Annotated in this window: 16 protein-coding genes and 1 pseudogene; 15 read left to right on the forward strand and 2 right to left on the reverse strand. The window is 72.8% G+C overall.

What is annotated here, in order from left to right; genetic code table 11:
• Window positions 1-15: 15 nt before the first annotated feature.
• From ACFYE1_RS10765 to glmM, 4 genes are all read left to right on the forward strand, one after another.
• The gene (locus ACFYE1_RS10765) at window positions 16-1,008 is read left to right on the forward strand and encodes a tRNA pseudouridine synthase A (protein WP_387742599.1); all 993 of its coding nucleotides are present in this window, start codon (window positions 16-18) and stop codon (window positions 1,006-1,008) included.
• 260 nt (window positions 1,009-1,268) lie between these two features.
• Window positions 1,269-1,712, forward strand: a complete 444-nt coding sequence (rplM, locus tag ACFYE1_RS10770; protein ID WP_368799130.1) for a 50S ribosomal protein L13 — start codon at window positions 1,269-1,271, stop codon at window positions 1,710-1,712.
• A gap of 33 nt (window positions 1,713-1,745) precedes the next feature.
• Window positions 1,746-2,252 (forward strand): 30S ribosomal protein S9, encoded by a 507-nt coding sequence (rpsI, locus tag ACFYE1_RS10775; protein WP_387742602.1) that lies wholly within the window; start codon window positions 1,746-1,748, stop codon window positions 2,250-2,252.
• A 134-nt stretch (window positions 2,253-2,386) separates the two neighbouring features.
• A complete protein-coding gene (gene glmM / locus ACFYE1_RS10780) occupies window positions 2,387-3,742 on the forward strand; it encodes a phosphoglucosamine mutase (protein WP_387742604.1) in 1,356 nt (451 codons plus the stop codon).
• Window positions 3,743-3,800: 58 nt separating this feature from the next.
• Here glmM and ACFYE1_RS10785 read toward each other — a convergent pair whose 3' ends face one another.
• Window positions 3,801-4,610, reverse strand: a complete 810-nt coding sequence (locus ACFYE1_RS10785) for a M15 family metallopeptidase (RefSeq protein WP_387742605.1) — start codon at window positions 4,608-4,610, stop codon at window positions 3,801-3,803.
• A complete protein-coding gene (gene coaA / locus ACFYE1_RS10790; protein ID WP_387742606.1) occupies window positions 4,610-5,566 on the reverse strand; it encodes a type I pantothenate kinase in 957 nt (318 codons plus the stop codon). Before coaA ends, ACFYE1_RS10785 begins: the two co-directional genes overlap by 1 nt.
• A gap of 172 nt (window positions 5,567-5,738) precedes the next feature.
• Between coaA and ACFYE1_RS10795 the strand changes: the two genes are divergently transcribed.
• The 11 genes and pseudogenes from ACFYE1_RS10795 to ACFYE1_RS10845 all read left to right on the forward strand — a co-directional run.
• Window positions 5,739-7,832 carry a PTS mannitol transporter subunit IICBA gene (locus tag ACFYE1_RS10795; protein WP_387742607.1) on the forward strand — a complete coding sequence of 698 codons (2,094 nt, stop codon included), beginning with the start codon at window positions 5,739-5,741 and terminating at the stop codon, window positions 7,830-7,832.
• Entirely contained in the window at window positions 7,832-8,977 is a 1,146-nt protein-coding gene (locus ACFYE1_RS10800; RefSeq protein WP_387742609.1) for a mannitol-1-phosphate 5-dehydrogenase, read from the forward strand. The genes ACFYE1_RS10795 and ACFYE1_RS10800 overlap by 1 nt, the downstream gene beginning before the upstream one ends.
• A 124-nt stretch (window positions 8,978-9,101) precedes the next feature.
• Entirely contained in the window at window positions 9,102-10,994 is a 1,893-nt protein-coding gene (gene glmS / locus ACFYE1_RS10805) for a glutamine--fructose-6-phosphate transaminase (isomerizing) (protein WP_387742610.1), read from the forward strand.
• A 79-nt stretch (window positions 10,995-11,073) separates the two neighbouring features.
• Entirely contained in the window at window positions 11,074-11,445 is a 372-nt protein-coding gene (locus tag ACFYE1_RS10810) for a holo-ACP synthase (protein WP_387742612.1), read from the forward strand.
• Window positions 11,442-13,007, forward strand: a complete 1,566-nt coding sequence (locus ACFYE1_RS10815; protein WP_387742614.1) for an NAD(P)H-hydrate epimerase — start codon at window positions 11,442-11,444, stop codon at window positions 13,005-13,007. The genes ACFYE1_RS10810 and ACFYE1_RS10815 overlap by 4 nt, the downstream gene beginning before the upstream one ends.
• A gap of 135 nt (window positions 13,008-13,142) precedes the next feature.
• Window positions 13,143-15,329: a glycogen debranching protein GlgX gene (glgX, locus tag ACFYE1_RS10820; RefSeq protein WP_387742616.1), complete on the forward strand. Its 2,187-nt coding sequence runs from the start codon at window positions 13,143-13,145 to the stop codon at window positions 15,327-15,329.
• Window positions 15,330-15,413: 84 nt separating this feature from the next.
• A complete protein-coding gene (gene treY, locus ACFYE1_RS10825; protein WP_387742618.1) occupies window positions 15,414-17,771 on the forward strand; it encodes a malto-oligosyltrehalose synthase in 2,358 nt (785 codons plus the stop codon).
• 5 nt (window positions 17,772-17,776) lie between these two features.
• A complete protein-coding gene (gene treZ / locus ACFYE1_RS10830; protein WP_387742619.1) occupies window positions 17,777-19,648 on the forward strand; it encodes a malto-oligosyltrehalose trehalohydrolase in 1,872 nt (623 codons plus the stop codon).
• A gap of 108 nt (window positions 19,649-19,756) precedes the next feature.
• Window positions 19,757-20,782, forward strand: a complete 1,026-nt coding sequence (locus tag ACFYE1_RS10835) for an aldo/keto reductase (protein WP_387742626.1) — start codon at window positions 19,757-19,759, stop codon at window positions 20,780-20,782.
• A 19-nt stretch (window positions 20,783-20,801) separates the two neighbouring features.
• Window positions 20,802-21,479 (forward strand): LysE family translocator, encoded by a 678-nt coding sequence (locus ACFYE1_RS10840; protein ID WP_387742621.1) that lies wholly within the window; start codon window positions 20,802-20,804, stop codon window positions 21,477-21,479.
• Between the two features lie 160 nt (window positions 21,480-21,639).
• Window positions 21,640-22,103, forward strand: a pseudogene (locus ACFYE1_RS10845) (inositol-3-phosphate synthase); the annotation flags it as partial.

Raw genomic sequence — 22,103 nt, forward strand, 5'->3', positions numbered from 1 at the left:
TCCCAGGAGCTGAGCATGAGCCCGTCCGAGTCCCGCGTGCGCGTGCGGATCGACCTGGCCTACGACGGCGCGCCGTTCTCCGGGTGGGCCCGCCAGCCGGGCCTGCCCACCGTGCAGGGGGCACTGGAGGACGCTCTCGCCGTGCTGGTCCGCCGCGACGTGCGGGTCGCCGTGGCCGGCCGGACGGACACCGGCGTGCACGCCCGCGGCCAGGTGGTGCACCTGGACCTGGATCCGGAGGAGTGGGCCGGCCTCGCCCGCGGCCGGGAGGAGGACCCGGGGCGCGCGCTGGAGCGCCGCCTCACGGGGGCGCTGGGGCACGTCCTGGGCCGCGGCCGCCGCGGGCGAGGGCTGCCGGCGTGCCCGGGCGCGGTGGTCGTCCGCCGCGCGGGCGCCGCCCCGGCCGGCTTCGACGCCCGCTTCTCCGCCGTCTCCCGCCGCTACAGCTACCGGATCGACGACGGCGCGGCGGGCCGCGACCCGCTGACCCGGCACCTGACCTGGTGGACGAAGGACGTGCTCGACGTCCCCGTGATGGCCGGGGCGGTGCAGGATCTGGTGGGGCTGCACGACTTCCTGTCCTTCTGCCGCCCGCGGCAGGGCGCCACCACGGTGCGGGAGGTGCTGGACGTGTCCGTCGAGCGGGACCGGGACGGGCTCGTGCTGCTGGGCATCGAGGCGGACGCCTTCTGCCACCACATGGTCCGTTCCGTCGTGGGCGCGGCCGCCCGCGTCGGCGCCGGCCGGGAGGCCCCCGACTGGCTCGGCCGCAGGCTCGCGGAGCGGGTCCGGGACGCCAGGGCGCTGATGGCGCCGCCGCACGCCCTCGTGCTCGAGGAGGTCCGCTATCCCGGGGACGCCGCCCTGGGGGAGCGGGCCGAACGCACCCGCGCGCGGCGCGATCCGCTCGGCGACCCCCACGGCGAGGCCTCCCGCGACGCGGCCCGGGTCGCCCGGCACGGCGAGCCTGGGGCGGCCGGGGAGCCCGGGCGGCCGTGGGGAGATTGACCGCCGCACCCTCCGGGTGTATGGCCCGAGTGGTCTTTGGCCGCTCCATCCGGTACCGTTGGTTGCTGTTGTGCGTGTCCCGCCTCGGTTCACGTGTACCCGGATCCGCTGTCCCGTTGCAGGACGCCTGGCGGCCCGGTGCACCGGGGTCTCGGGCACCGGATGCAGCTCGGCCCTCACCCGAGCCCCGGACGGCACACCGAGAAACGGCGTGATCCCAACTAGCGCCACCGAGATAACCCGAACGAAGGCAAACTAACGTGCGTACGTACACCCCGAAGCCCGGTGACATCCAGCGCCAGTGGCACGTCATCGATGCCACCGACGTCGTCCTGGGTCGCCTGGCCAGCCAGACCGCAACGCTGCTGCGCGGAAAGCACAAGCCGACCTTTGCTCCCCACGTGGATGCCGGTGATTTCGTCATCATCGTCAACGCCGAGAAGGTGGCCCTGACCGGCTCCAAGCTCGAGAAGAAGCGGGCCTACCGCCACTCCGGCTACCCGGGCGGGCTCAAGTCCAGCTCCTACGCGGAGCTGCTGGAGAAGCACCCGGTCCGCGCCGTGGAGAAGGCCATCCGTGGCATGCTCCCGAAGAACAAGCTGGCCGCCCAGCAGATGTCCAAGCTCAAGGTCTACGCCGGCCCGGAGCACCCGCACGGTGCCCAGCAGCCGCAGACCTTCGAGTTCACCCAGGTCGCCCAGTAACCGGGCCTACGACAGAAACGAGCGAGGAAAATCGTGGCTCAGAATACTGAAGAGCAGAACATCGTGGACGGCGAGGAGCAGCTGAGCAGCTACACCTCCGAGTCCTCCCCCGCCGAGGAGACCGAGGCAGCCACCGAGCGCCCGGCCCTCACCGTCTCCGGCCAGGCCGTCGGCCGCCGCAAGGAGGCCGTGGCCCGCGTGCGCGTCGTCCCCGGCTCCGGCCGGTGGACCGTCAACGGCCGCACCCTGGAGAACTACTTCCCGAACAAGCTGCACCAGCAGGAGGTCAACGACCCCTTCAAGGTGCTGGAGCTCGAGGGCGCCTACGACGTCATCGCCCGCATCCACGGCGGTGGCCCCTCCGGCCAGGCCGGTGCCCTGCGCCACGGCGTGGCGCGCGCGCTGAACGAGATCGACCTCGAGAACAACCGGCCGACCCTCAAGAAGGCCGGCTTCCTGACGCGCGACCCGCGCGTCATCGAGCGCAAGAAGGCCGGTCTCAAGAAGGCCCGCAAGGCCCCGCAGTACTCGAAGCGCTGATCGGAGGGCCTCCGAGGCCCGCCCCCAGCGCTGCGGACCCCGTCCGACCCGGTGCCCACCGGTGTCGGGCGGGGTCTGTGCGTTGTGGCCCGCCTGCCGCTGTCCGGGCCGCGGGGAACGTAGGATGGGGGGCGATGTCTAGATTATTCGGAACGGACGGCGTGCGCGGGCTCGCGAACGACCTCCTCACAGCCAACATGACCCTGGACCTGGCGCAGGCCGCCGCGATCGTGCTCGGCCACGGCCACGCGCGCGACGGGCGGCGCCCGACAGCGGTCGTCGCCCGCGACGGGCGCGCCAGCGGGGAGTTCCTCAGTGCCGCCGTCACCGCGGGTCTCGCCGGGTCCGGCGTGGACGTCCACGACGCCGGGGTCCTGCCGACGCCGGCGCTGGCCTACCTCGTGGCGGACCTCGACGCCGACTTCGGCGTGATGATCTCCGCCTCGCACAACCCGGCCCCCGACAACGGGATCAAGTTCCTGGCCCACGGCGGGCGGAAGCTGCCCGACCGGGTCGAGGACGAGATCCAGCAGGTCCTCGAGTCCGGCGACTTCCGGCGCCCCACCGGCGCCGGGGTCGGGCGCATCCACCTGCTCACGGACGCGGAGGACCGCTACGTCCTGCACCTGGTGGGGGCCATCCCGCACCGCCTCGAAGGGATGCGGGTGGTCCTGGACTGCGCCAACGGCGCCGCCAGCGGGGTCTCACCGGACGCGTTCCGCGGCGCGGGCGCCGACGTGCACGTCATCGGCGCGGAGCCCGACGGCCTGAACATCAACGACGGCTGCGGCTCGACCCACCTGGAACCCCTCCAGCGGGCCGTCGTCGAGCTCGGGGCCCACCTCGGGATCGCCCACGACGGCGACGCCGACCGCTGCCTCGCCGTGGACGCCACCGGCCGGGAGGTCGACGGGGACCAGATCATGGCGATCCTGGCCCTGGCGCTGAAGGACGCGGGCCGGCTCGTCGACGACACGCTCGTGGCCACCGTGATGAGCAACCTCGGCCTCAAGCTCGCCCTGCGCCACGCGGGGATCGACGTCCGCGAGACCGCCGTGGGGGATCGCTACGTCCTCGAGACGATGACCGAGCACGGGTACAACCTGGGTGGCGAGCAGTCCGGCCACGTGATCATGTCCGACTACGCCACCACCGGGGACGGGCTGCTGACCGGGCTGATGCTGGCCTCGCGCGTGGCCCAGACCCGCGCGCCGCTCGCGGAGCTGGCCCGGGTCATGACCCGGCTGCCGCAGGTGCTGCTCAACGTGCGCGGCGTGGACCGCGCCGCAGTGGGCTCCAACCCCGGCGTGCAGGCGGCCGTCGCCGAGGTCGAGCAGCGCCTCGGCGAGACGGGCCGCGTGCTGCTGCGCCCGTCGGGGACCGAGCCCGTGGTCCGCGTGATGGTCGAGGCGGCCTCGGAGGAGATCGCCCGGGCCGAGACGGAGTTCCTCGCCTCCGTGGTGGAGCGCGAACTGGCCCTGACCGTCTGAGCCGGCCGGGCCGTCCGGCATCCCGGCAGCGGGATCAGGTGCGCCGGTGTGGAGCCGGTCAGCCGGGTGCGGACGGTCCGTAGTCCGGGGCCGGCGACAGGCCGGAGAACTCCTCGAGCGTCGCGGCGCCGGAGCGCACGAGCTCCCGGGCCCGCTCCGGACCGAGGTAGCGCAGGTGCCACGGCTCGTACCAGTAGCCGGTGATGCCGTGCTCGCCCCAGGGGTAGCGGAGCACGAAGCCGTGCTCCGGCCCGTGCTCGGCCACCCAGGCGGCGGCGGCCGTCCCGTCGAAGCACACCCGCAGGTCGCACCCGGAGCCGTCGCCGACGTCCATGGCCAGACCCGTCTGGTGCTCCGAGTGGCCCGGCCGGGCGGACACCGTGTCGGCCGCCTCCCGGCCCTTCTGCGCGACCCACCCGGCGTACGTGCCCGACTGCTCGGCGAAGGAGCGGTAGCCCGACACGATCCGGATCGGCACGCCGTCCGCCCGTGCCGCGGCCAGCAGCGCGCGCGCCGCGGCGGCCGCTTCGGGACGCAGCAGGTGGCCCTCGACGTCCTCGAGGGCGGCCGGAGCCCAGTCCTGCGGGTCCAGGGGCCGCTGCTTGTTGACCACCACGGCGAGCGAGGCGGGGTCGCCCAGGTCCGGGCGCGGTTCCGGGACCCGCTCCGGGACGGCACCGGGACCCGGCGCCGACGGCGCAGGGCCGGACGGCGGCGCAGGAGCGGATCCGGCGGGGGACGGGTCCGGTGCCGGCGTGGTGACGGAGGGGCCCGGCGGCGCCGGGGGAGCACCCCCGGGACCCGGCGCGCACCCGGCCACGAGCACCGAGGCGGCGAGCAGGAGGGCGCCGGCGCGCGCGGCGTCCATCAGTTCTTGCGCAGCAACACGCGCCGGATCGAGTGGTCGGAGTCCTTGGACAGGATCAGCCGGGCGCGGCCGCGGGTCGGCTGCACGTTCTCGATCAGGTTCGGCTCGTTGATCCGCCGCCAGATGCCGGTGGCGGTGGCCACGGCCCCCTCGTCGGAGAGGTCGGCGTAGCGGTGGAAGTAGGAGCCGGGGTCGGCGAAGGCGGAGTAGCGCAGGGCCTGGAAGCGCTCCACGTACCACCGCTCGATGTCCGCGGGCCGGGCGTCCACGTAGATGGAGAAGTCGAAGAAGTCGCTCAGCGCGAGGGCGGCGCGGTCCCCGGGGCCCACCTTGGCGGGGGCGAGCACGTTGAGCCCCTCGATGATGACCACGTCCGGGCGGGTGACCACGACCTCCTCCCCGGGCAGGATGTCGTAGCTGTGGTGCGAGTACTTGGGCGCGCGCACCTCGGGGGCGCCCGACTTGATCTTCGCGACGAAGCGCAGCAGGGCGCGGCGGTCGTACGACTCCGGGAAGCCCTTGCGGTCCATGAGCCCGCGGCGCTGCAGCTCGGAGTTGGGGTACAGGAACCCGTCCGTGGTGATGAGCTGCACGTGGGGTGTCGACGGCCACCGGGACATCAGCTCGCGCAGGAGCCGGGCCGTGGTGGACTTGCCGGCGGCCACGGACCCGGCGATGCCGATCACGAACGGGGTCCGGGCGTGCTCCTCGCCGAGGAACGCGTTGGTCGAGGCGTTGAGCCGGTTGGAGGACTCGTCGTAGAGGGTCAGCAACCGCGAGAGGGGGAGGTACACCTCGCGGACCTCCGCGACGTCGAGCCGGTCGCCGAGGCCGCGCAGGTTCTCGATCTCCCGAGAGGTGAGGGGAACGTCGATCTCGTGGGAGAGCCTCGACCAGGTCTGCCGGTCGAGCTCCACGAAGGGCGAGGCGCGTTCGCTCAGCGTAGATGCGGTCATCGACCACAGTCTAGACCGCGCCCGGGGGCCCCCCGCGAACGGAAGACAGGTGCCGTACCCGGGTGTAGATTAAACCTCGATCCGGTTTCGGCTGTGAACTGCCTCACGCGGGCACCTCGCGCGGGCGCCCCGCCGGAGGAGCCCCACCTCGTTCGAGAGTCAGGACTGCACCATGGCGACGGCAACGACCTCAGAGACCACAGCACCGGCGGGCGGCCGGTCGACCGCCGCCCGCGCGCACGTCCAACGCTTCGGCACGTTCCTGTCGGGGATGATCATGCCCAACATCGGGGCGTTCATCGCCTGGGGGCTGATCACCGCGTTCTTCATCGAGGCCGGCTTCACCCCCTTCGGCCCGCTGGGCGGGTTCGGCGAGAACGCCGAGGGCGAGCCGCACACGGGCCTCGTGGGCCCGATGATCACCTACCTGCTGCCGCTGCTGATCGCCTACACGGGCGGGCGGATGGTATACGACGTCCGCGGCGGGGTGGTCGGGGCGATCGCCACGATGGGCGTGATCGTGGGCACCGACATCCCGATGTTCATCGGCGCGATGCTCATGGGCCCGCTGACCGCCTGGGTGATGAAGAAGGTCGACGGCCTCTGGGACGGGAAGATCAAGCCCGGCTTCGAGATGCTGGTGAACAACTTCTCCGCCGGCATCCTGGCCGCGGCGATGGCGATCTTCGGGTTCTTCCTGGTGGGCCCGGCCGTGCTGGCCTTCTCCAACGCGGCCGCCACGGCGGTGGACTTCCTGGTGACCCGGGGGCTGCTGCCGCTGACCTCGATCCTGATCGAGCCGGCCAAGGTGCTGTTCCTCAACAACGCGATCAACCACGGCATCCTCACCCCGCTGGGCACCGCCCAGGCCCTGGAGCAGGGCAAGTCCATCCTGTTCCTGCTCGAGGCCAACCCGGGTCCGGGGCTGGGGATCCTGCTGGCCTACACGGTCTTCGGCCGCGGCGCGGCCCGGGCCTCGGCCCCGGGGGCGGCGCTGATCCACTTCGTGGGCGGCATCCACGAGATCTACTTCCCGTACGTGCTGATGAAGCCGGCGCTGATCCTGGCGGCGATCGCCGGAGGGGCCACCGGGGTGTTCACCCTGACCCTGTTCGACGCCGGGCTGCGCGCCCCGGCCGCGCCGGGCTCGATCATCGCGGTGTTCGCCCAGGCCACCACCGACAGCTACGTGGGGGTGGCGATCTCGGTGACGGCCGCGACGGCGGTGTCCTTCTTCGTGGCCTCGGTGATCCTCAAGGCCTCCAAGGACAAGGGCGAGGGGGACCTCACGGAGGCCACCTCCCGGATGGAGTCGATGAAGGGCAAGAAGAGCTCCGTGGCCTCCGCCATGGTCGGCACCAGCGGCGGCGCGGACACCGGCGGCGACTCGGCCCGTGCGCTCGCCGAGGGCGCCCCGGTGCAGCGCATCGTGTTCGCCTGCGACGCCGGCATGGGCTCCTCCGCCATGGGCGCCTCGGTGCTGCGGAACAAGGTCAAGGCCGCGGGCTTCGGCGACGTCAAGGTCACCAACGCGGCGATCGCCAACCTCACCGACGACTTCGACATCGTGGTCACCCACCAGGACCTGGCCACCCGGGCCCGGCCCAAGGTGCCCAGCGCCTCGGTGGTGACCGTCGACAACTTCATGGGCAGCCCCCGCTACGACGAGATCGTCGAGGCCGTGCAGCAGCGCAACGGCGCGGCCGTCCCGGCGGGCGGCGGTGCGGCCGGCGGTGGCGCGGCGGGCGCGGCCGGAGCCACGGCCGGCACCGGGAGCGAACCCACCGGTGGCGATACCGTGGCCGCGGCGGACGAGGGGGCCGGGACGTCCGGGGCCTCCATCCTCACCAAGGACCGGATCGTGATGGACGGCGGCGCGCAGAACGCCGCCCAGGCCATCGACGAGGCCGGCGGCCTGCTGGTGGCGACCGGTGCCGTCACCGACGAGTACGTGGCCTCCATGCACGAGCGCGAGGAGTCGGTGTCCACGTTCATGGGCAACGGCCTCGCCATCCCGCACGGCACCAACCAGGCGAAGGACAGCATCCGCTCCTCGGCCCTGTCCGTCGTGCGCTACCCCGAGGGCCTCGACTGGAACGGCAAGCCCGTCACCTGGGTGATCGGCATAGCGGGTCGCGACAACGAACACCTGGCGATCCTCTCCCGCGTCGCGAAGATCTTCGGCAACAAGGAGAAGGTGCGGCAGCTGGACGAGGCGAGGACCGCCGACGAAGTGCTCGACCTGCTGGGGAAGGTGAACGACTGATGCAGTGCGTGCACTTCGGGGCGGGCAACATCGGCCGGGGCTTCGTCGGCCTACTCATGCACCGCTCGGGCTACGAGGTCGTGTTCGCCGACGTGGCGGCCCCGCTGATCGACGCGCTGGCGTCGACCCCCAGCTACACCGTGCACGAGGTCGGGGCCGGCTCCCGGGACACGGTCGTCGAGGGGTACCGGGCGGTCAACTCGGCGAACGACCCGGAGGCCGTGGTCGCGGAGATCGCCACGGCGGACGTGGTCACCACGGCCGTGGGCGCGCACATCCTCAAGTTCGTGGCACCGCTCGTGGCCCGCGGCATCGCCGCCCGCCCGGACGGCGCCGCCCCGGTGGCGGTCATGGCGTGCGAGAACGCCCTGTCCGCCACGGACACGCTCGCCGAGGCGGTCCGCGCCGAGTACGCCGGCGAGGACCTCGACCGGCGGGCGGTGTTCGCGAACACCGCCGTCGACCGGATCGTGCCCCAGCAGGACGGCGGCGGGCTCGACGTGGTGGTGGAGCAGTTCCACGAGTGGGTCATCGACCGCACCCCGTTCGCGGGGAGCGAGCCGGTCATCGACGGGGCGACGTACGTGGACGACCTCGTGCCCTTCATCGAGCGGAAGCTGTTCACGGTCAACACCGGCCACGCCGCGTGCGCGTACTTCGGCTACCGCGCCGGTCGGCACCGCATCGCGGAGGCGATCGCCGACCCCGGCATCCGGGAACGGGTCGCCGCAGCGCTCGCGGAGACGCAGGCACTGCTCGTCGCGAAGCACGGCTTCGACGACCAGGAGCACGGACGGTACGTCGCGAAGATCCTCGATCGCTTCGCCAACGAGCACCTCCCGGACACCGTCGAGCGCGTCGGCCGCGCCCCGCTGCGCAAGCTCGGCCGGCACGAGCGGTTCGTGGGCCCGGCCGCCGAGCTGGCCGAACGGGGCCTCGGCACCGACGGGCTGCAGGCGGCCGTGGCGGCCGCCCTGCGGTTCGACCTGGCCGACGACCCGGAGGCCGTCCGGCTGGGCGAGCTCCTCGACACGCTGGCCCCGGCCGACGCCGTCCGGGAGATCACGGGGCTGGGCGCCGAGCACCCCCTCTGCGCGCCGCTCGAGGTGCTGGTGGCCGACGCCGTCCGGGAGCGCCGGGGCTGACCCGAGGGTCCGCCGGCCCCGCGGGCGGGCCGTGCCGGTGTCCCCAGAAGAGGCGGAAACACGGCCCGGCCCGCCGGGTCCGGCACGCCCGGCCGGGCGAGATCCATGCGGTACTGTGAAGCGCATGTGTGGAATTGTTGGATATGTGGGTCCCTCCTCCCAGCGGACGGACGAGCGCGGCACCGGCTCCGGGCACGACGCCCTGGACGTGCTCGTGGAGGGCCTGCGGCGCCTCGAGTACCGCGGCTACGACTCCGCGGGAGTAGCCGTGGTCTCCGACGGCACCGTCGGCTTCCGCAAGAAGGCCGGCAAGCTGCTGAACCTCGAGCAGGAGCTGCGGGAGAGCCCGCTGCCCAGCTCCACCACCGGCATCGGGCACACCCGCTGGGCCACCCACGGCGGACCGTCGGACGTCAACGCCCACCCGCACGTCGTCGACGGCGGCCGGCTCGCCGTGATCCACAACGGCATCATCGAGAACTTCGCCGAGATCAAGCGCGAGCTCGTCGAGAAGGGCCACGAGTTCCGCTCGGAGACCGACACCGAGGTCGCCGCCGTGCTCCTGGCCGAGACCTACAACGACCTCGGCGACCAGGACCTCACCGCGGCCATGCAGGTCGCGTGCCGCCGGCTGGAGGGCGCGTTCACGCTCCTCGCCGTGCACGTCGACCACCCCGGGCGCGTGGTGGCGGCCCGGCGCAACTCCCCGCTGGTGCTCGGGCTGGGCGAGGGCGAGAACTTCCTCGGCTCCGACGTCTCCGGCTTCATCGACTACACGCGCAGCGCCGTGGAGCTGGGCCAGGACCAGGTCGTGTCGATCACGGCCGACGACTACGAGATCACCGACTTCCACGGCAACCGCGCCGACGGCAAGCCCTTCCAGGTGCTGTGGGACGCCGCCGCCGCGGAGAAGGGCGGCTTCCCGTCCTTCATGGAGAAGGAGATCAACGAGCAGCCCGCCGCCGTGGAGCAGACCCTCATGGGCCGCACCGACCCGGACGGGAACCTGGTCCTCGACGAGCTGAAGATCGACGAGGCGGTGCTCCGCGCCGTGGACAAGATCGTCGTCGTGGCCTGCGGAACGGCCGCCTACGCGGGACAGGTCGCCCGCTACGCGATCGAGCACTGGTGCCGGATCCCCACCGAGGTCGAGCTCGCCCACGAGTTCCGCTACCGGGACCCGATCGTCAACGAGCGGACGCTCGTGGTCGCCCTGTCCCAGTCCGGCGAGACCATGGACACCCTCATGGCGGTCCGGCACGCCCAGGAGCAGGGGGCCAAGGTCGTGGCGATCTGCAACACCAACGGCTCCACCATCCCGCGCGAGGCCGACGCCGCGCTGTACACGCACGCCGGTCCCGAGATCGCCGTCGCCTCGACCAAGGCGTTCCTGGCCCAGATCACCGCCGCCTACCTGCTGGGCCTCTACCTGGCCCAGCTGCGCGGCAACAAGTACAAGGACGAGATCGGGGAGATCCTCGCCGATCTCGAGGCCATGCCCGCCAAGATCCAGCAGGTCATCGACGCGCAGGACGGGGTCAAGGCGCTGGCGCAGTCGATGAAGGACGCCGCGTCCGTGCTCTTCCTGGGCCGCCACGTCGGCTTCCCGGTGGCCCTCGAGGGGGCGCTGAAGCTCAAGGAGATCGCGTACATCCACGCCGAGGGCTTCGCCGCCGGCGAGCTCAAGCACGGACCGATCGCCCTCATCGAGGAGGGCCAGCCGGTGTTCGTCATCGTCCCCTCCCCGCGCGGGCGGGACTCGCTGCACGCGAAGGTCGTCTCCAACATCCAGGAGATCCGCGCCCGCGGGGCCGTGACCATCGTCATCGCGGAGGAGGGGGACGAGGCCGTCGCCGACTACGCCAACCACATCTTCCGCGTGCCGCAGTCCCCGGTGCTGCTCCAGCCGCTGCTGACCACCGTCCCGCTGCAGATCTTCGCGTGCGAGCTGGCCACGGCGAAGGGCTACGACGTCGACCAGCCCCGCAACCTCGCGAAGTCCGTCACCGTCGAGTAGTCCGCGTCCGCCGCACCGCCGGCCCGCCGCCGCCCGGATCCTTCCGGGCGGCGGGCCGGCGGTCGTTAGGCTGGGGACCATGATCATCGGCACCGGCATCGACGTGGTGGACATCGCCCGTTTCGAGGAGCAGATCGCCCGCACCCCCGGCCTCGTGGCCCGGTTGTTCACCCCGCTCGAGAGGGACCTGCACGTGCGCTCGCTCGCCGCGCGCTTCGCCGCGAAGGAGGCGGCGGCGAAGGCGCTCAAGGCCCCGCCCGGAATGATCTGGCAGCACTGCTGGATCGAGAAGGACCCCTCCGGCGCCCCGCTGCTGTGCACCGAGGGGACGGTGGCGGAGGAGGCACGCCGGCAGGGCATCGACCGGTGGCACCTCACCATGACGCACGACGGCGGGATCGCCATGGCCATGGTCATCGCCGAGCGCACCGGGGACGGGGGACCGGAATGATCACCGCCTGGACCGGCGCGCAGGTGCGCGCCGCCGAGACGCCCTTCCTGGACCGGGGGGAGGGCCCCGCACTGATGCGGCGCGCCGCCCACGGCCTGGCCCTGGTCTGCGCGCAGCGCCTGCGCGGGCGCCGGCAGCGAATCGCCGGGGCACGCGTGGTCGTGCTCACGGGGACCGGCAACAACGGCGGGGACGGACTGTGGGCGGGGGCGGAGCTGGCGGGCCGCGGCGCCTCCGTGCTCGCCGTGGCGGTCGGCGACCGGCTGCACCCCGAGGGCGCGGCGGCCCTCCGGGCGGCGGGAGGACGGGTGCTGCCCGCCGGGGACGGCGGCGCCGCCCTCCAGGAGGCGGCCGAGCACGTGCTCCGCGCCGACCTCGTGCTGGACGCCGTGCTGGGCACCGGCGCCCGGGGCGGGCTGGGCGGGCCGGCGGCAGAGCTCGTCCGCGCGGTCCTGGACCGGTGGCCCGGGAACGGGGGACCGGTGGTCGTGGCGTGCGACGTCCCCTCGGGCGTCGCCGCGGACACGGGCGCGGTGGCCGGGCCGGTCCTGCCCGCGGACGTCACCGTGACGTTCGCCGGGCCCAAGGCCGGCCTGTTCCTGCCCCCGGGGGACCGCTGGTGCGGCGAGGTGCGGACCGTGCGCCTCGGGATCGAGGACGCCCTGCCCGCACCAGCGCTGCGGCGCCTGGAGCCCGACGACGTCGCCGCGCTGTGGCCGCGGCCGGGGGCGGCCTCCCACAAGTACTCCCGCGGCGTGGTGGGCGTCGTGGCCGGCTCCCCGACCTACCCCGGGGCGGCGCTGATGTGCACGCGCGCCGCCGTGGACGCCGGCGCCGGCATGGTGCGCCACCTCGGCGACGCCGCCACCCGCTCCCTCGTGTGCCTGACCAGCCCCGAGGTGGTCGCCTCGGAGGACCATCCCGACGACGTCCACGTCCAGGCGTGGGTCGTGGGCCCCGGCGCCGTGGGCGACGCCGCCCAGGAGTTCCGGATCGGCGCGGTGCTCGCGGGCGGGATCCCCGCGGTCGTCGACGCCGGCGCGCTCGACGCGGCGGCCCGGGCGGCCGCCGACGGCGCCCTCGGCCCCGGGAAGGTCCTCACCCCGCACGCCGGGGAGCTCGAGCAGGTCCTCGCCTGGCTCGCGGCCCTCGGCGGCGGGGAGGCCCCGGACCGGGCGGCGATCGAGGCCGAGCCCGCCCGGTGGGCGCGATCGGCCGCGGCGGCGACCGGCGCCGTCGTCGTCCTCAAGGGCGCAACCACGCTGATCGCGTCCCCCGACGGGACGCTGCTGTCCCAAGCCGACGGCAGCCCGTGGCTGGCGACCGCCGGCAGCGGCGACACCCTCGCGGGGATCATGGGCACGGCGCTCGCCGGCTGCGCCGAGGACCCGGACGCGTTCGCCGCAGCGGGGGAGTGGGCGCGCGGGGACGCCCGTTCCGCCGTGGCCGCAGCCCTCGCCGTGGCCGTGCACGGCTACGCGTCCCGGCTGGAGGGCCTCGGTCCGGTGCCGCCCACGGCGCTGTCCGCGAACGTGCGCGCGGTGCTGCGACTCGGCCGCTGAGATCGGTCGGCGGACCCCGGCGGACCACCCCCGGGACGCGGGCGGCTCCCGTCCGGGCTAAGATCGATCCCACTTGCCCCAAAACCCAGCCCGCTGACGGTGACCCCTGCCCGGCGGTACGACAGGAGAACCCCCATGGAAGTCTGGCCAGGTCAGCCCTATCCCCTCGGAGCCACGTTCGACGGGACCGGCACGAACTTCGCCCTCTTCAGCGAGGCCGCCGAGAAGGTCGAGCTGTGCCTGTTCGACGAGCTCGGCGCCGAGACCCGGATCGAGGTCGCGGCACAGGACAGCTACGTGTGGCACTGCTACCTCCCGACGATCCAGCCCGGGCAGCGCTACGGCTACCGCGTGCACGGACCGTGGAGTCCCGCCGAGGGCCAGCGCTTCAACCCCGCCAAGCTGCTGCTCGACCCCTACGCCAAGGCCGTCTCCGGCCAGATCGACTGGGACCAGGCGCTGTTCTCGTACGACTTCGGCGACGAGGACTCGTTCAACGACGAGGACTCGGCCGCGCACATGATGATGGGCGTGGTGATCAACCCGTTCTTCAACTGGGAGGGCGACCGCACCCCGCGCACGCCGTACCACAAGTCCGTGATCTACGAGGCGCACGTCAAGGGCCTCACCCAGCAGCACCCCGAGGTGCCCGAGGAGCAGCGCGGCACCTACGCCGGCGTGGCCCACCCCGCGGTGATCGCGCACCTGCAGAAGCTCGGCGTCACCGCCATCGAGCTCATGCCCGTGCACCAGTTCGTGCAGGACAGCACCCTGCTCGACCAGGAGCTGCGCAACTACTGGGGCTACAACACCATCGGGTTCTTCGCCCCGCACAACGAGTACCACTCCACCAACGACCTCGGCGGCCAGGTCCAGGAGTTCAAGGCGATGGTGCGCGCCCTCCATCAGGCCGACATCGAGGTCATCCTCGACGTGGTGTACAACCACACGGCCGAGGGCAATCACCTGGGGCCCACACTGTCCATGAAGGGCATCGACAACCAGGCCTACTACCGGACCGTGGAGGGCGACCAGAAGTTCTACATGGACTACACGGGCACCGGCAACACCCTCAACGTCCGGCACCCCCACTCGCTGCAGCTGATCATGGACTCCCTGCGCTACTGGGTGACCGAGATGCACGTGGACGGCTTCCGCTTCGACCTCGCCTCCGCGCTGGCCCGTGAGTTCTACGACGTGGACAAGCTGGCCACGTTCTTCGAGCTCGTCCAGCAGGACCCGGTCGTCTCCCAGGTGAAGCTCATCGCGGAGCCGTGGGACGTCGGCCCCGGCGGCTACCAGGTGGGCAACTTCCCGCCCCAGTGGACGGAGTGGAACGGGAAGTACCGGGACACCGTCCGCGACTTCTGGCGCGGCGAGCCCGCGACCCTCGGCGAGTTCGCCTCGCGCATCACGGGCTCGGCGGACCTCTACGAGCACAGCGGCCGCCGTCCGTTCGCCTCGATCAACTTCGTCACCGCCCACGACGGCTTCACGCTGCGGGACCTGGTCTCCTACAACGAGAAGCACAACGACGCCAACGGCGAGGGCAACAACGACGGCGAGTCCCACAACCGCTCCTGGAACTGCGGCGTGGAGGGGCCCACCGACGACCCCGAGGTGCTCGCCCTGCGCTCCCGCCAGCAGCGCAACTTCCTGGCGACGCTGCTGCTCTCCCAGGGCACGCCCATGGTGCTGCACGGTGACGAGCTGGGCCGCACGCACGACGGCAACAACAACACGTACTGCCAGGACAACGAGCTGTCGTGGATCAACTGGGACACCATGGACGGCCCGCTCACCGAGTTCGTCGCCGCCGTGACCCACCTGCGCCACGACCACCCGACGTTCCGGCGCTCGGAGTTCTTCGACGGGCGGCCCGTCGAGATGGACGCGGACGACACCGGCCGCCCGATGCCCGACATCGCGTGGCTGAACATCGACGGCGCCCCGCTCAAGCCCGCCGACTGGGGCGAGCCCCTGTCCCGGTCCTTCGGGATGTGGCTCAACGGCAACGGCATCGCCGGCGTGGACCTGCGCGGGCGGCCCATCACGGACGTGAACTTCATCGTGTACTTCAACTCCAACCCGGAGGCCGTGAAGTGCAAGCTCCCGCCGGTGCGCTACGGCCGGCAGTGGGAGGAGGTCATCGACACCGCGGGCAAGTACGCCGACGGACAGATCCGCAAGGCCCGCAGCTCGATCGTCCTCGAGGGCAAGTCGATGGTCGTGCTGCGCGCCTACGAGACCCCCGAGGAGGAGCCCGACGCGTCGGTCGCCGCCTCCGTGGCCGCGTACGCGAAGGCGCCGCAGGACCAGTGACCTGACGGCCCCGGCAGGCTGTCGACCCGGACACGGGTCGACAGCCTGCTGGCGTTTCCGGGGCCGGGCCGACAGACTGGTGCGGTGCGCACACCTATCTCCACCTACCGACTCCAGATCACCTCCGACCTGACGCTCGACCGCGCCGCGGGGCTCGTGGACTACCTCCACGACCTCGGCGCCGACTGGGTCTACCTGTCGCCGATCCTCCGGGCCGTCGACGGCTCCGACCACGGCTACGACGTCGCGTCCCCGGCCGAGGTGGACCCCGTCCGCGGCGGTGCCTCCGGGCTCAAGGCGCTCGCGGACGCCGCCCACGCCCGCGGCATGGGCGTGCTGGTGGACATCGTCCCCAACCACCAGGGCGTCGCCGCCCCGGAGCAGAACCCCTGGTGGTGGTCGCTGCTGGCGCAGGGCCAGGAGTCGCCGTACGCCGAGGCCTTCGACGTCGAGTGGGCGGCCGGCGGCGGCAGGGTGCTGATCCCCGTGCTGGGCGACGGCGGCGACGAGCTCGCGCAGCTGCGGGTCGAGGACGGCACGCTGCGCTACTACGACAACGTCTACCCGCTGGCCGAGGGCACGTGGGCGGAGGGCGACGACCCGCAGGACGTCCACGACCGGCAGCACTACGAGCTCGTGAACTGGCGCCGCGGCGACGCCGAGCTCAACTACCGCCGGTTCTTCACCGTCGCCACGCTCGCGGGGGTGCGCGTCGAGGACCCGGAGGTCTTCGACGAGTCCCACGCGGAGATCAAGCGGTGGATCGACGAGGGCCTCGTCGACGGGCTGCGCATTGACCACCCCGACGGGCTGCGGGACCCGCGGCAGTACCTCGAGCAGCTGAAGGAGCTCACGGGCGGCGCCTACGTCGTCGTCGAGAAGATCCTCGAGCCCGGCGAGCGGCTGCCCCGGGACTGGGCCACCGCGGGAACCACCGGCTACGACGCCCTCGGCGTGATCGATCGGCTGCTCACCGACCCGGCCGGGGAGTACGCGCTCACGAGCCTGGACGCCCGGCTGCGGGACGGCGAGCCCGTGCACTGGGACGAGATGATCCACGGCACGAAGCGCGCCATGGCCGACGGCGCGCTGCTCGCCGAGGTCCGGCGCCTCGCGCGCCTCGTGCCGGAGGGCGCCGGCCTGGACCGGGCCGTCGCGGAGGACGCGCTGGCGGAGGTCCTCGCGAACTTCCCCGTCTACCGCAGCTACCTGCCCGAGGGCGCCGAGCACCTGCGGGCGGCCCTCGAGGCGGCCCGGGAGCAGCGCCCGGACCTCTCCGGCGCGGTCGGCATGCTGGGCGGGCTGCTCGGGGTCGACGCGACGGACGAGACCGAGCTCGGGGAGCTCGCCCGCCGCTTCCAGCAGACCTCCGGGATGGTCATGGCCAAGGGCGTCGAGGACACCGCGTTCTACCGCTTCCCCCGCCTGACGTCGCTGACCGAGGTGGGCGGCGACCCCTCGCACTTCGCCGTGACGGCCGAGGAGGCGCACACCGAGCTCGCCCGGCGCGCCGCCGAGGAGCCCCTGGCGATGACGACGCTGTCCACGCACGACACCAAGCGCTCCGAGGCGGTGCGGGCCCGGATCACCGTGCTCGCCGAGGCCGGGGAGCAGTGGGCCGGCGTGGTCGGGACCGTCAAGAAGCTCGCCGAGCAGGCCGGGGCCCTGGTGGGCGACGGCCCGCTCGTGAACCTCGTGCTCCAGGCCGTGGTGGGCGCCTGGCCGATCTCGCAGGACCGCGTGCTGGACTACGCCCTCAAGGCCGCCCGCGAGGCCGGCAACTCCACCGCCTGGGTCGACGGGGACGCGGACTTCGAGAACCGGCTCGTCCGGTTCATCGAGCTCGTCTTCCACGACCCGCAGATGCGGGCCGTGATCGAGGGCTTCGCCGAGCACGTCACCCCGGCCGGCTGGGCGAACGGGCTCGCGGCCAAGCTCGTGCAGCTTACGATGCCGGGCGTCCCGGACGTCTACCAGGGCTCCGAGCTGTGGGCCGAGTCGCTCGTGGACCCCGACAACCGCCGGCCCGTCGACTTCGAGGACCGGGCCGCCAGACTCGCCCGCCTGGACACCCCCGTGGGCGGCACCGCGGACGGGATCCCCGCCGTGGGACCGGACGCCGCCGCCAAGCTGCTCGTGACGAGTCGCGCCCTGCGGCTGCGCCGGGACCACCCCGACCTGTTCACCGGCTACACCCCGCTGACCGCGTCCGGCCCCCTGGCCGGGCACGTGTTCGCGTTCGACCGCGGCGGCGCCGTGACCGTGGCCACCCGTCTGCCCCTCGGCCTCGCCGCCGCGGGCGGCTTCGACGGCGAGACCCTCGAGCTGCCGGCGGGGGACTTCGAGGACGTGCTGACCCGCCGCCTGCACACGGGCGCCGTGGCGCTGTCCCGGCTCCTGGCCGACTACCCCGTGGCGCTGCTGCGCCGGAAGGACTCCTGACCTCCATGAACACCCGCGAGCACCTGAACCGCTTCGACGTCTGGGCCCCGCACGCCAGGACGGTGACCGTGCGGATCGAGGGCGACGACCACGACATGATCCCCGCCGCGGCCCTTCCCGAGGACTCCCCGGCGGGCACCGCGGCACGCCGCGACGGCTGGTGGACCCTGCCCGACGGCGCCGACGTCCCCGAGGGCACCGTGCGCTACGGCTACCTGCTGGGCAAGACCTTCGACGAAGGCACCGCGCAGGAGCGCTCCCAGGTCTCCGAGGTCCTGCCGGACCCGCGCTCCCGCCGTCAGCCCCAGGGCGTGCACGACCTCTCCTGCACGTTCGAGCCCTCCGCGCACCGGTGGGGCGACACCGCGTGGACCGGGCGCACCCTGGCCGGGTCGGTGATCTACGAGCTGCACCTCGGCACGTTCACCCAGGAGGGCACCCTCGACTCGGCAGTCGAGCGGCTCGACCACCTCGTCGAGCTCGGCGTGGACTTCGTGGAGCTGCTGCCCGTCAACGGGTTCAACGGCGAGCACAACTGGGGCTACGACGGTGTCCTCTGGTACACCGTGGACGAGTCCTACGGCGGGCCCGCGGCCTACCAGCGCTTCGTGGACGCGTGCCACCAGCGCGGGATCGGCGTGATCCAGGACGTGGTCTACAACCACCTGGGCCCGTCCGGGAACTACCTGCCCCTGTTCGCCGACTACTTCAAGCCGGGGTCCAGCACCTGGGGCGACCTCATCAACCTCGACGGCTGGGGCTCGGACGGCGTCCGGGACTACATCCTGGACAACGTGGAGATGTGGCTGCGCGACTACCACGTGGACGGGTTCCGCCTCGACGCCGTGCACGCCCTGCAGGACCACCGCGCCGTGCACATCCTCGAGGAGATCGCGGAGCTCGTGGAGCGCGTGGGCGTGGAGACCGGCAAGCCCCTGTTCACCGTCGCGGAGTCCGATCTCAACGACCACCGGATGATCACGCCGACCGCGGCCCACGGGCTCGGCATGACCGGGCAGTGGCTCGACGACTTCCACCACGCCGCGCACGTGGCGCTCACCGGGGAGACGCAGGGCTACTACGCCGACTTCGCCGCCCTCGGCACCCTCGACAAGGTGCTGCGGGATGCGTTCTTCCACGACGGCACCATGTCGGTCTTCCGCGGCCGCCACCACGGCCGGCCGGTCGACAAGCAGCGGGTGCGCCCGTGGCAGTTCGTCACGTGCATCCAGAACCACGACCAGATCGGCAACCGCGCCGCCGGGGACCGGATCAGCGCGAGCCTCACCCCCGACCAGCTCGTGCTGGGCGCCGCGGTGCTGCTCACCCAGCCGTTCACCCCCATGCTGTTCATGGGCGAGGAGTGGGGTGCATCCACCCCGTGGCAGTTCTTCACCGCCCACCCCGAGCGCGAGCTCGGCGAGGCCGTGGCGAAGGGCCGCAAGGCGGAGTTCGCGTCCATGGGCTGGGACGAGGACACGGTCCCGGACCCGCAGGCCCCCAGCACGTTCACGGACTCGAAGCTCGACTGGGACGAGCTCGGCCGGGACGACCACGCCCGGGTGCTGGCCGCCTACCGCGAGCTCATCGCGCTGCGGCGCGCCGTGCCCGAGCTCAGCGACCCGCGCTTCGACACGATCGGCACCGACCTCGACGAGGACGCCCCCTGGTTCGTGCTGCGCCGGGCCACGGCCCCGGGCGCCACCCACGGGGTCGCGGTGCTGCTGAACTTCGGCGCCGAGCCCGCGCAGGTCCCGTTCCCCGCGGGCCAGGACGCCGAGGTGCTCTTCCGCTCCGGCGACGTGTCGCTGACCGCGGGACCCGGCGGCGGCGTCGCCGCGCTGTCCGCCCACGGCGCCGCCGTGGTGCGCTACTGAGCGCCTGCCGCCGTTCCCCGAACGACCGCCCCGATCCCCGAAAGGCCCGCCGTGCGCACCTACGGACCCGACGTCCCCTACCTCCCGGCCGACTCCCGCTACGAGACCATGCCGTACCGTCGCGTGGGCGAGTCCGGGCTCAAGCTGCCCGTGATCTCGCTCGGGCTGTGGCACAACTTCGGCGACGACAAGCCGCTCGACACCCAGCGCGCCACGCTGCGCCGGGCCTTCGACCTCGGCGTGACCCACTTCGACCTCGCCAACAACTACGGCCCGCCGGCCGGCGCCGCGGAGCTGAACTTCGGGCGGATCCTGGCGCAGGACCTCGCGCCGTACCGGGACGAGCTCGTGATCTCCTCGAAGGCCGGCTGGACCATGGGGCCGGGCCCGTACCACTTCGGCGGCTCGCGGAAGTACCTGGTGTCCTCCCTGGACCAGTCCCTGCAGCGGATGGGCCTGGACCACGTGGACATCTTCTACCACCACCGCCCGGACCCGGACACCCCGCTCGAGGAGACCATGCGGGCCCTCGACCACATCGTGCGCTCCGGACGGGCCCTGTACGCGGGGATCTCCTCCTACAACGCGGAGCTGACCCGGCGTGCCCAGCAGATCATGCGGGACCTCGGCACGCCGCTGCTCATCCACCAGCCGTCCTACTCGCTGCTCAACCGGTGGATCGAGTCCCCCGGCCCGTCGGGCACCTCCCTGCTCGGCGCCCTGACGGAGGCGGGGATGGGCTCCATCGTGTTCTCCCCCCTGGCCCAGGGCATGCTCACGGACCGGTACCTGGAGGGGGTCCCCGAGGGCTCCCGGGCCGCGGCGGAGAAGTCCCTGGACCCCGAGTGGCTGACCGGCACGACCCTGGAGAAGGTCCGCGGCCTGCACGACATCGCCGCCGCCCGAGGGCAGAGCCTGGCACAGATGGCGATCGCGTGGGTGCTGCGCGAGCAGGCGGACGGGCAGGTCAGCACCGCGCTCGTGGGAGCCTCCTCGCCGCAGCAGCTCGAGGACAGCGTGGGCGCCGTGCACCACCTCTCCTTCACGCCGGAGGAGCTGGACGCGATCGACCAGCTGGCCACGGACTCCGACATCAACATCTGGGCGGGCGCCCGCGACTCCAAGACCGCGTGAGCGGCGGGGCCCGGTAGCCGTGGAGGCCTCGCAGTACCTCGCCCTGCTCGGGCTGTGGATCGCCGGGATCGTCGCCCCCGGCCCGGACGTCCTGGTGATCCTGCGCAACGCGTCGCTGGGCTCCCGGGCGGCCGGCGTGCTCACCGCCGTGGGCGTGATGACGGGCAACCTCGTGTGGATCACGCTCTCCCTCACCGGGGTGACCGTGCTGATCGGCCAGGCCGACACGCTCCAGCGGGTCATCCAGGTGGCCGGGGCGCTGTTCCTCGGCTGGCTGGGGGTGAGCGGGATCCGGGCGGGACTCGCCGGGCGCGCCGTGCCGGACCGGGTGCCGAGCGCCGCGGGCGGCGGACCCGGGGCGGTACCGGGGGAGCCGGCGGTGCCGACCGACCGCACCGTCACCCCCGGGCGCGGGTTCGTGCTCGGGCTCGTGACGAACCTCTCGAACGCGAAGGCCATCATCTTCTTCGTGGCGCTGTTCGCCAACGTGGTCCCGGCGGGCGCGCTGTGGTGGGAGACGGTCCTGGTCTTCGCGCTGCTCGTGGCGGTGGGCCTCGCCTGGTTCACCGCGGTCGCGTGGGTCGGCTCGGTGCAGCGGCTGGCCGCGGGCTTCCGGCGGCACGGAGCCGCCGTGGAGCTCGCGGCCGGCGTGCTGTTCCTGGTGCTCGCCCTCGGCCTGCTCCTCAGCACGCTGTGAGCCCGGAGGCGGGGGCAGGGCCGCCGCATCCGACCCCGTTCCCGGCGGGCACTAGACTGGAGCGCTGGGTCCTGCCCGGCCGGGAGCCGGGCGCCCGTCCAGGTGTCCGCCCGGCGTATGCCGGGGTGACAGGACCCAGACGACCAGACAGAGGAGTCCCGTGTCCCACCATCCCATTCGCGTGGCCGTTGCCGGTGTCGGCAACTGCGCCTCGTCGCTGATCCAGGGCGTGCACTTCTACGCCGAGGCCGATCCGGGCGCCTCCGTCCCCGGGCTGATGCACGTGCAGTTCGGCGACTATCACGTGGGCGACGTGCAGTTCGTGGCCGCCTTCGACGTCGACGCCGCGAAGGTCGGCCTGGACCTCTCGGAGGCGATCTCCGCGTCCGAGAACAACACTTTGGTCTTCGCCGAGGTCCCGCAGGCCGGAGTGACCGTCCAGCGCGGGCCCACCCTGGACGGGCTGGGCGAGTACTACCGGGCCATGGTCGAGGAGTCGGCCGCCGAGCCCGTGGACGTGGTCCGGGCCCTCAAGGACGCGCAGGTCGACGTCCTGGTGTCCTATCTGCCGGTGGGCTCGGAGGAGGCGGACCGGTTCTACGCCCAGGCCGCGATCGACGCCGG

The sequence above is a fragment of the Kocuria nitroreducens genome (genome assembly GCF_042879195.1).
Classification (GTDB): Bacteria; Actinomycetota; Actinomycetes; order Actinomycetales; family Micrococcaceae; genus Kocuria; species Kocuria nitroreducens.

What these genes read in the sequence shown, in the direction of transcription:
- ACFYE1_RS10765 (WP_387742599.1), top strand. Translation starts at nt 16, where the DNA reads ATGAGCCCGTCCGAGTCCCGCGTGCGCGTGCGGATCGACCTGGCCTAC.
- glmM (WP_387742604.1), top strand. Translation starts at nt 2,387, where the DNA reads ATGTCTAGATTATTCGGAACGGACGGCGTGCGCGGGCTCGCGAACGAC.
- ACFYE1_RS10785 (WP_387742605.1), bottom strand. Translation starts at nt 4,610, where the DNA reads ATGGACGCCGCGCGCGCCGGCGCCCTCCTGCTCGCCGCCTCGGTGCTC.
- coaA (WP_387742606.1), bottom strand. Translation starts at nt 5,566, where the DNA reads ATGACCGCATCTACGCTGAGCGAACGCGCCTCGCCCTTCGTGGAGCTC.
- ACFYE1_RS10795 (WP_387742607.1), top strand. Translation starts at nt 5,739, where the DNA reads ATGGCGACGGCAACGACCTCAGAGACCACAGCACCGGCGGGCGGCCGG.
- ACFYE1_RS10800 (WP_387742609.1), top strand. Translation starts at nt 7,832, where the DNA reads ATGCAGTGCGTGCACTTCGGGGCGGGCAACATCGGCCGGGGCTTCGTC.
- glmS (WP_387742610.1), top strand. Translation starts at nt 9,102, where the DNA reads ATGTGTGGAATTGTTGGATATGTGGGTCCCTCCTCCCAGCGGACGGAC.
- ACFYE1_RS10810 (WP_387742612.1), top strand. Translation starts at nt 11,074, where the DNA reads ATGATCATCGGCACCGGCATCGACGTGGTGGACATCGCCCGTTTCGAG.
- ACFYE1_RS10815 (WP_387742614.1), top strand. Translation starts at nt 11,442, where the DNA reads ATGATCACCGCCTGGACCGGCGCGCAGGTGCGCGCCGCCGAGACGCCC.
- glgX (WP_387742616.1), top strand. Translation starts at nt 13,143, where the DNA reads ATGGAAGTCTGGCCAGGTCAGCCCTATCCCCTCGGAGCCACGTTCGAC.
- treZ (WP_387742619.1), top strand. Translation starts at nt 17,777, where the DNA reads ATGAACACCCGCGAGCACCTGAACCGCTTCGACGTCTGGGCCCCGCAC.
- ACFYE1_RS10835 (WP_387742626.1), top strand. Translation starts at nt 19,757, where the DNA reads ATGCCGTACCGTCGCGTGGGCGAGTCCGGGCTCAAGCTGCCCGTGATC.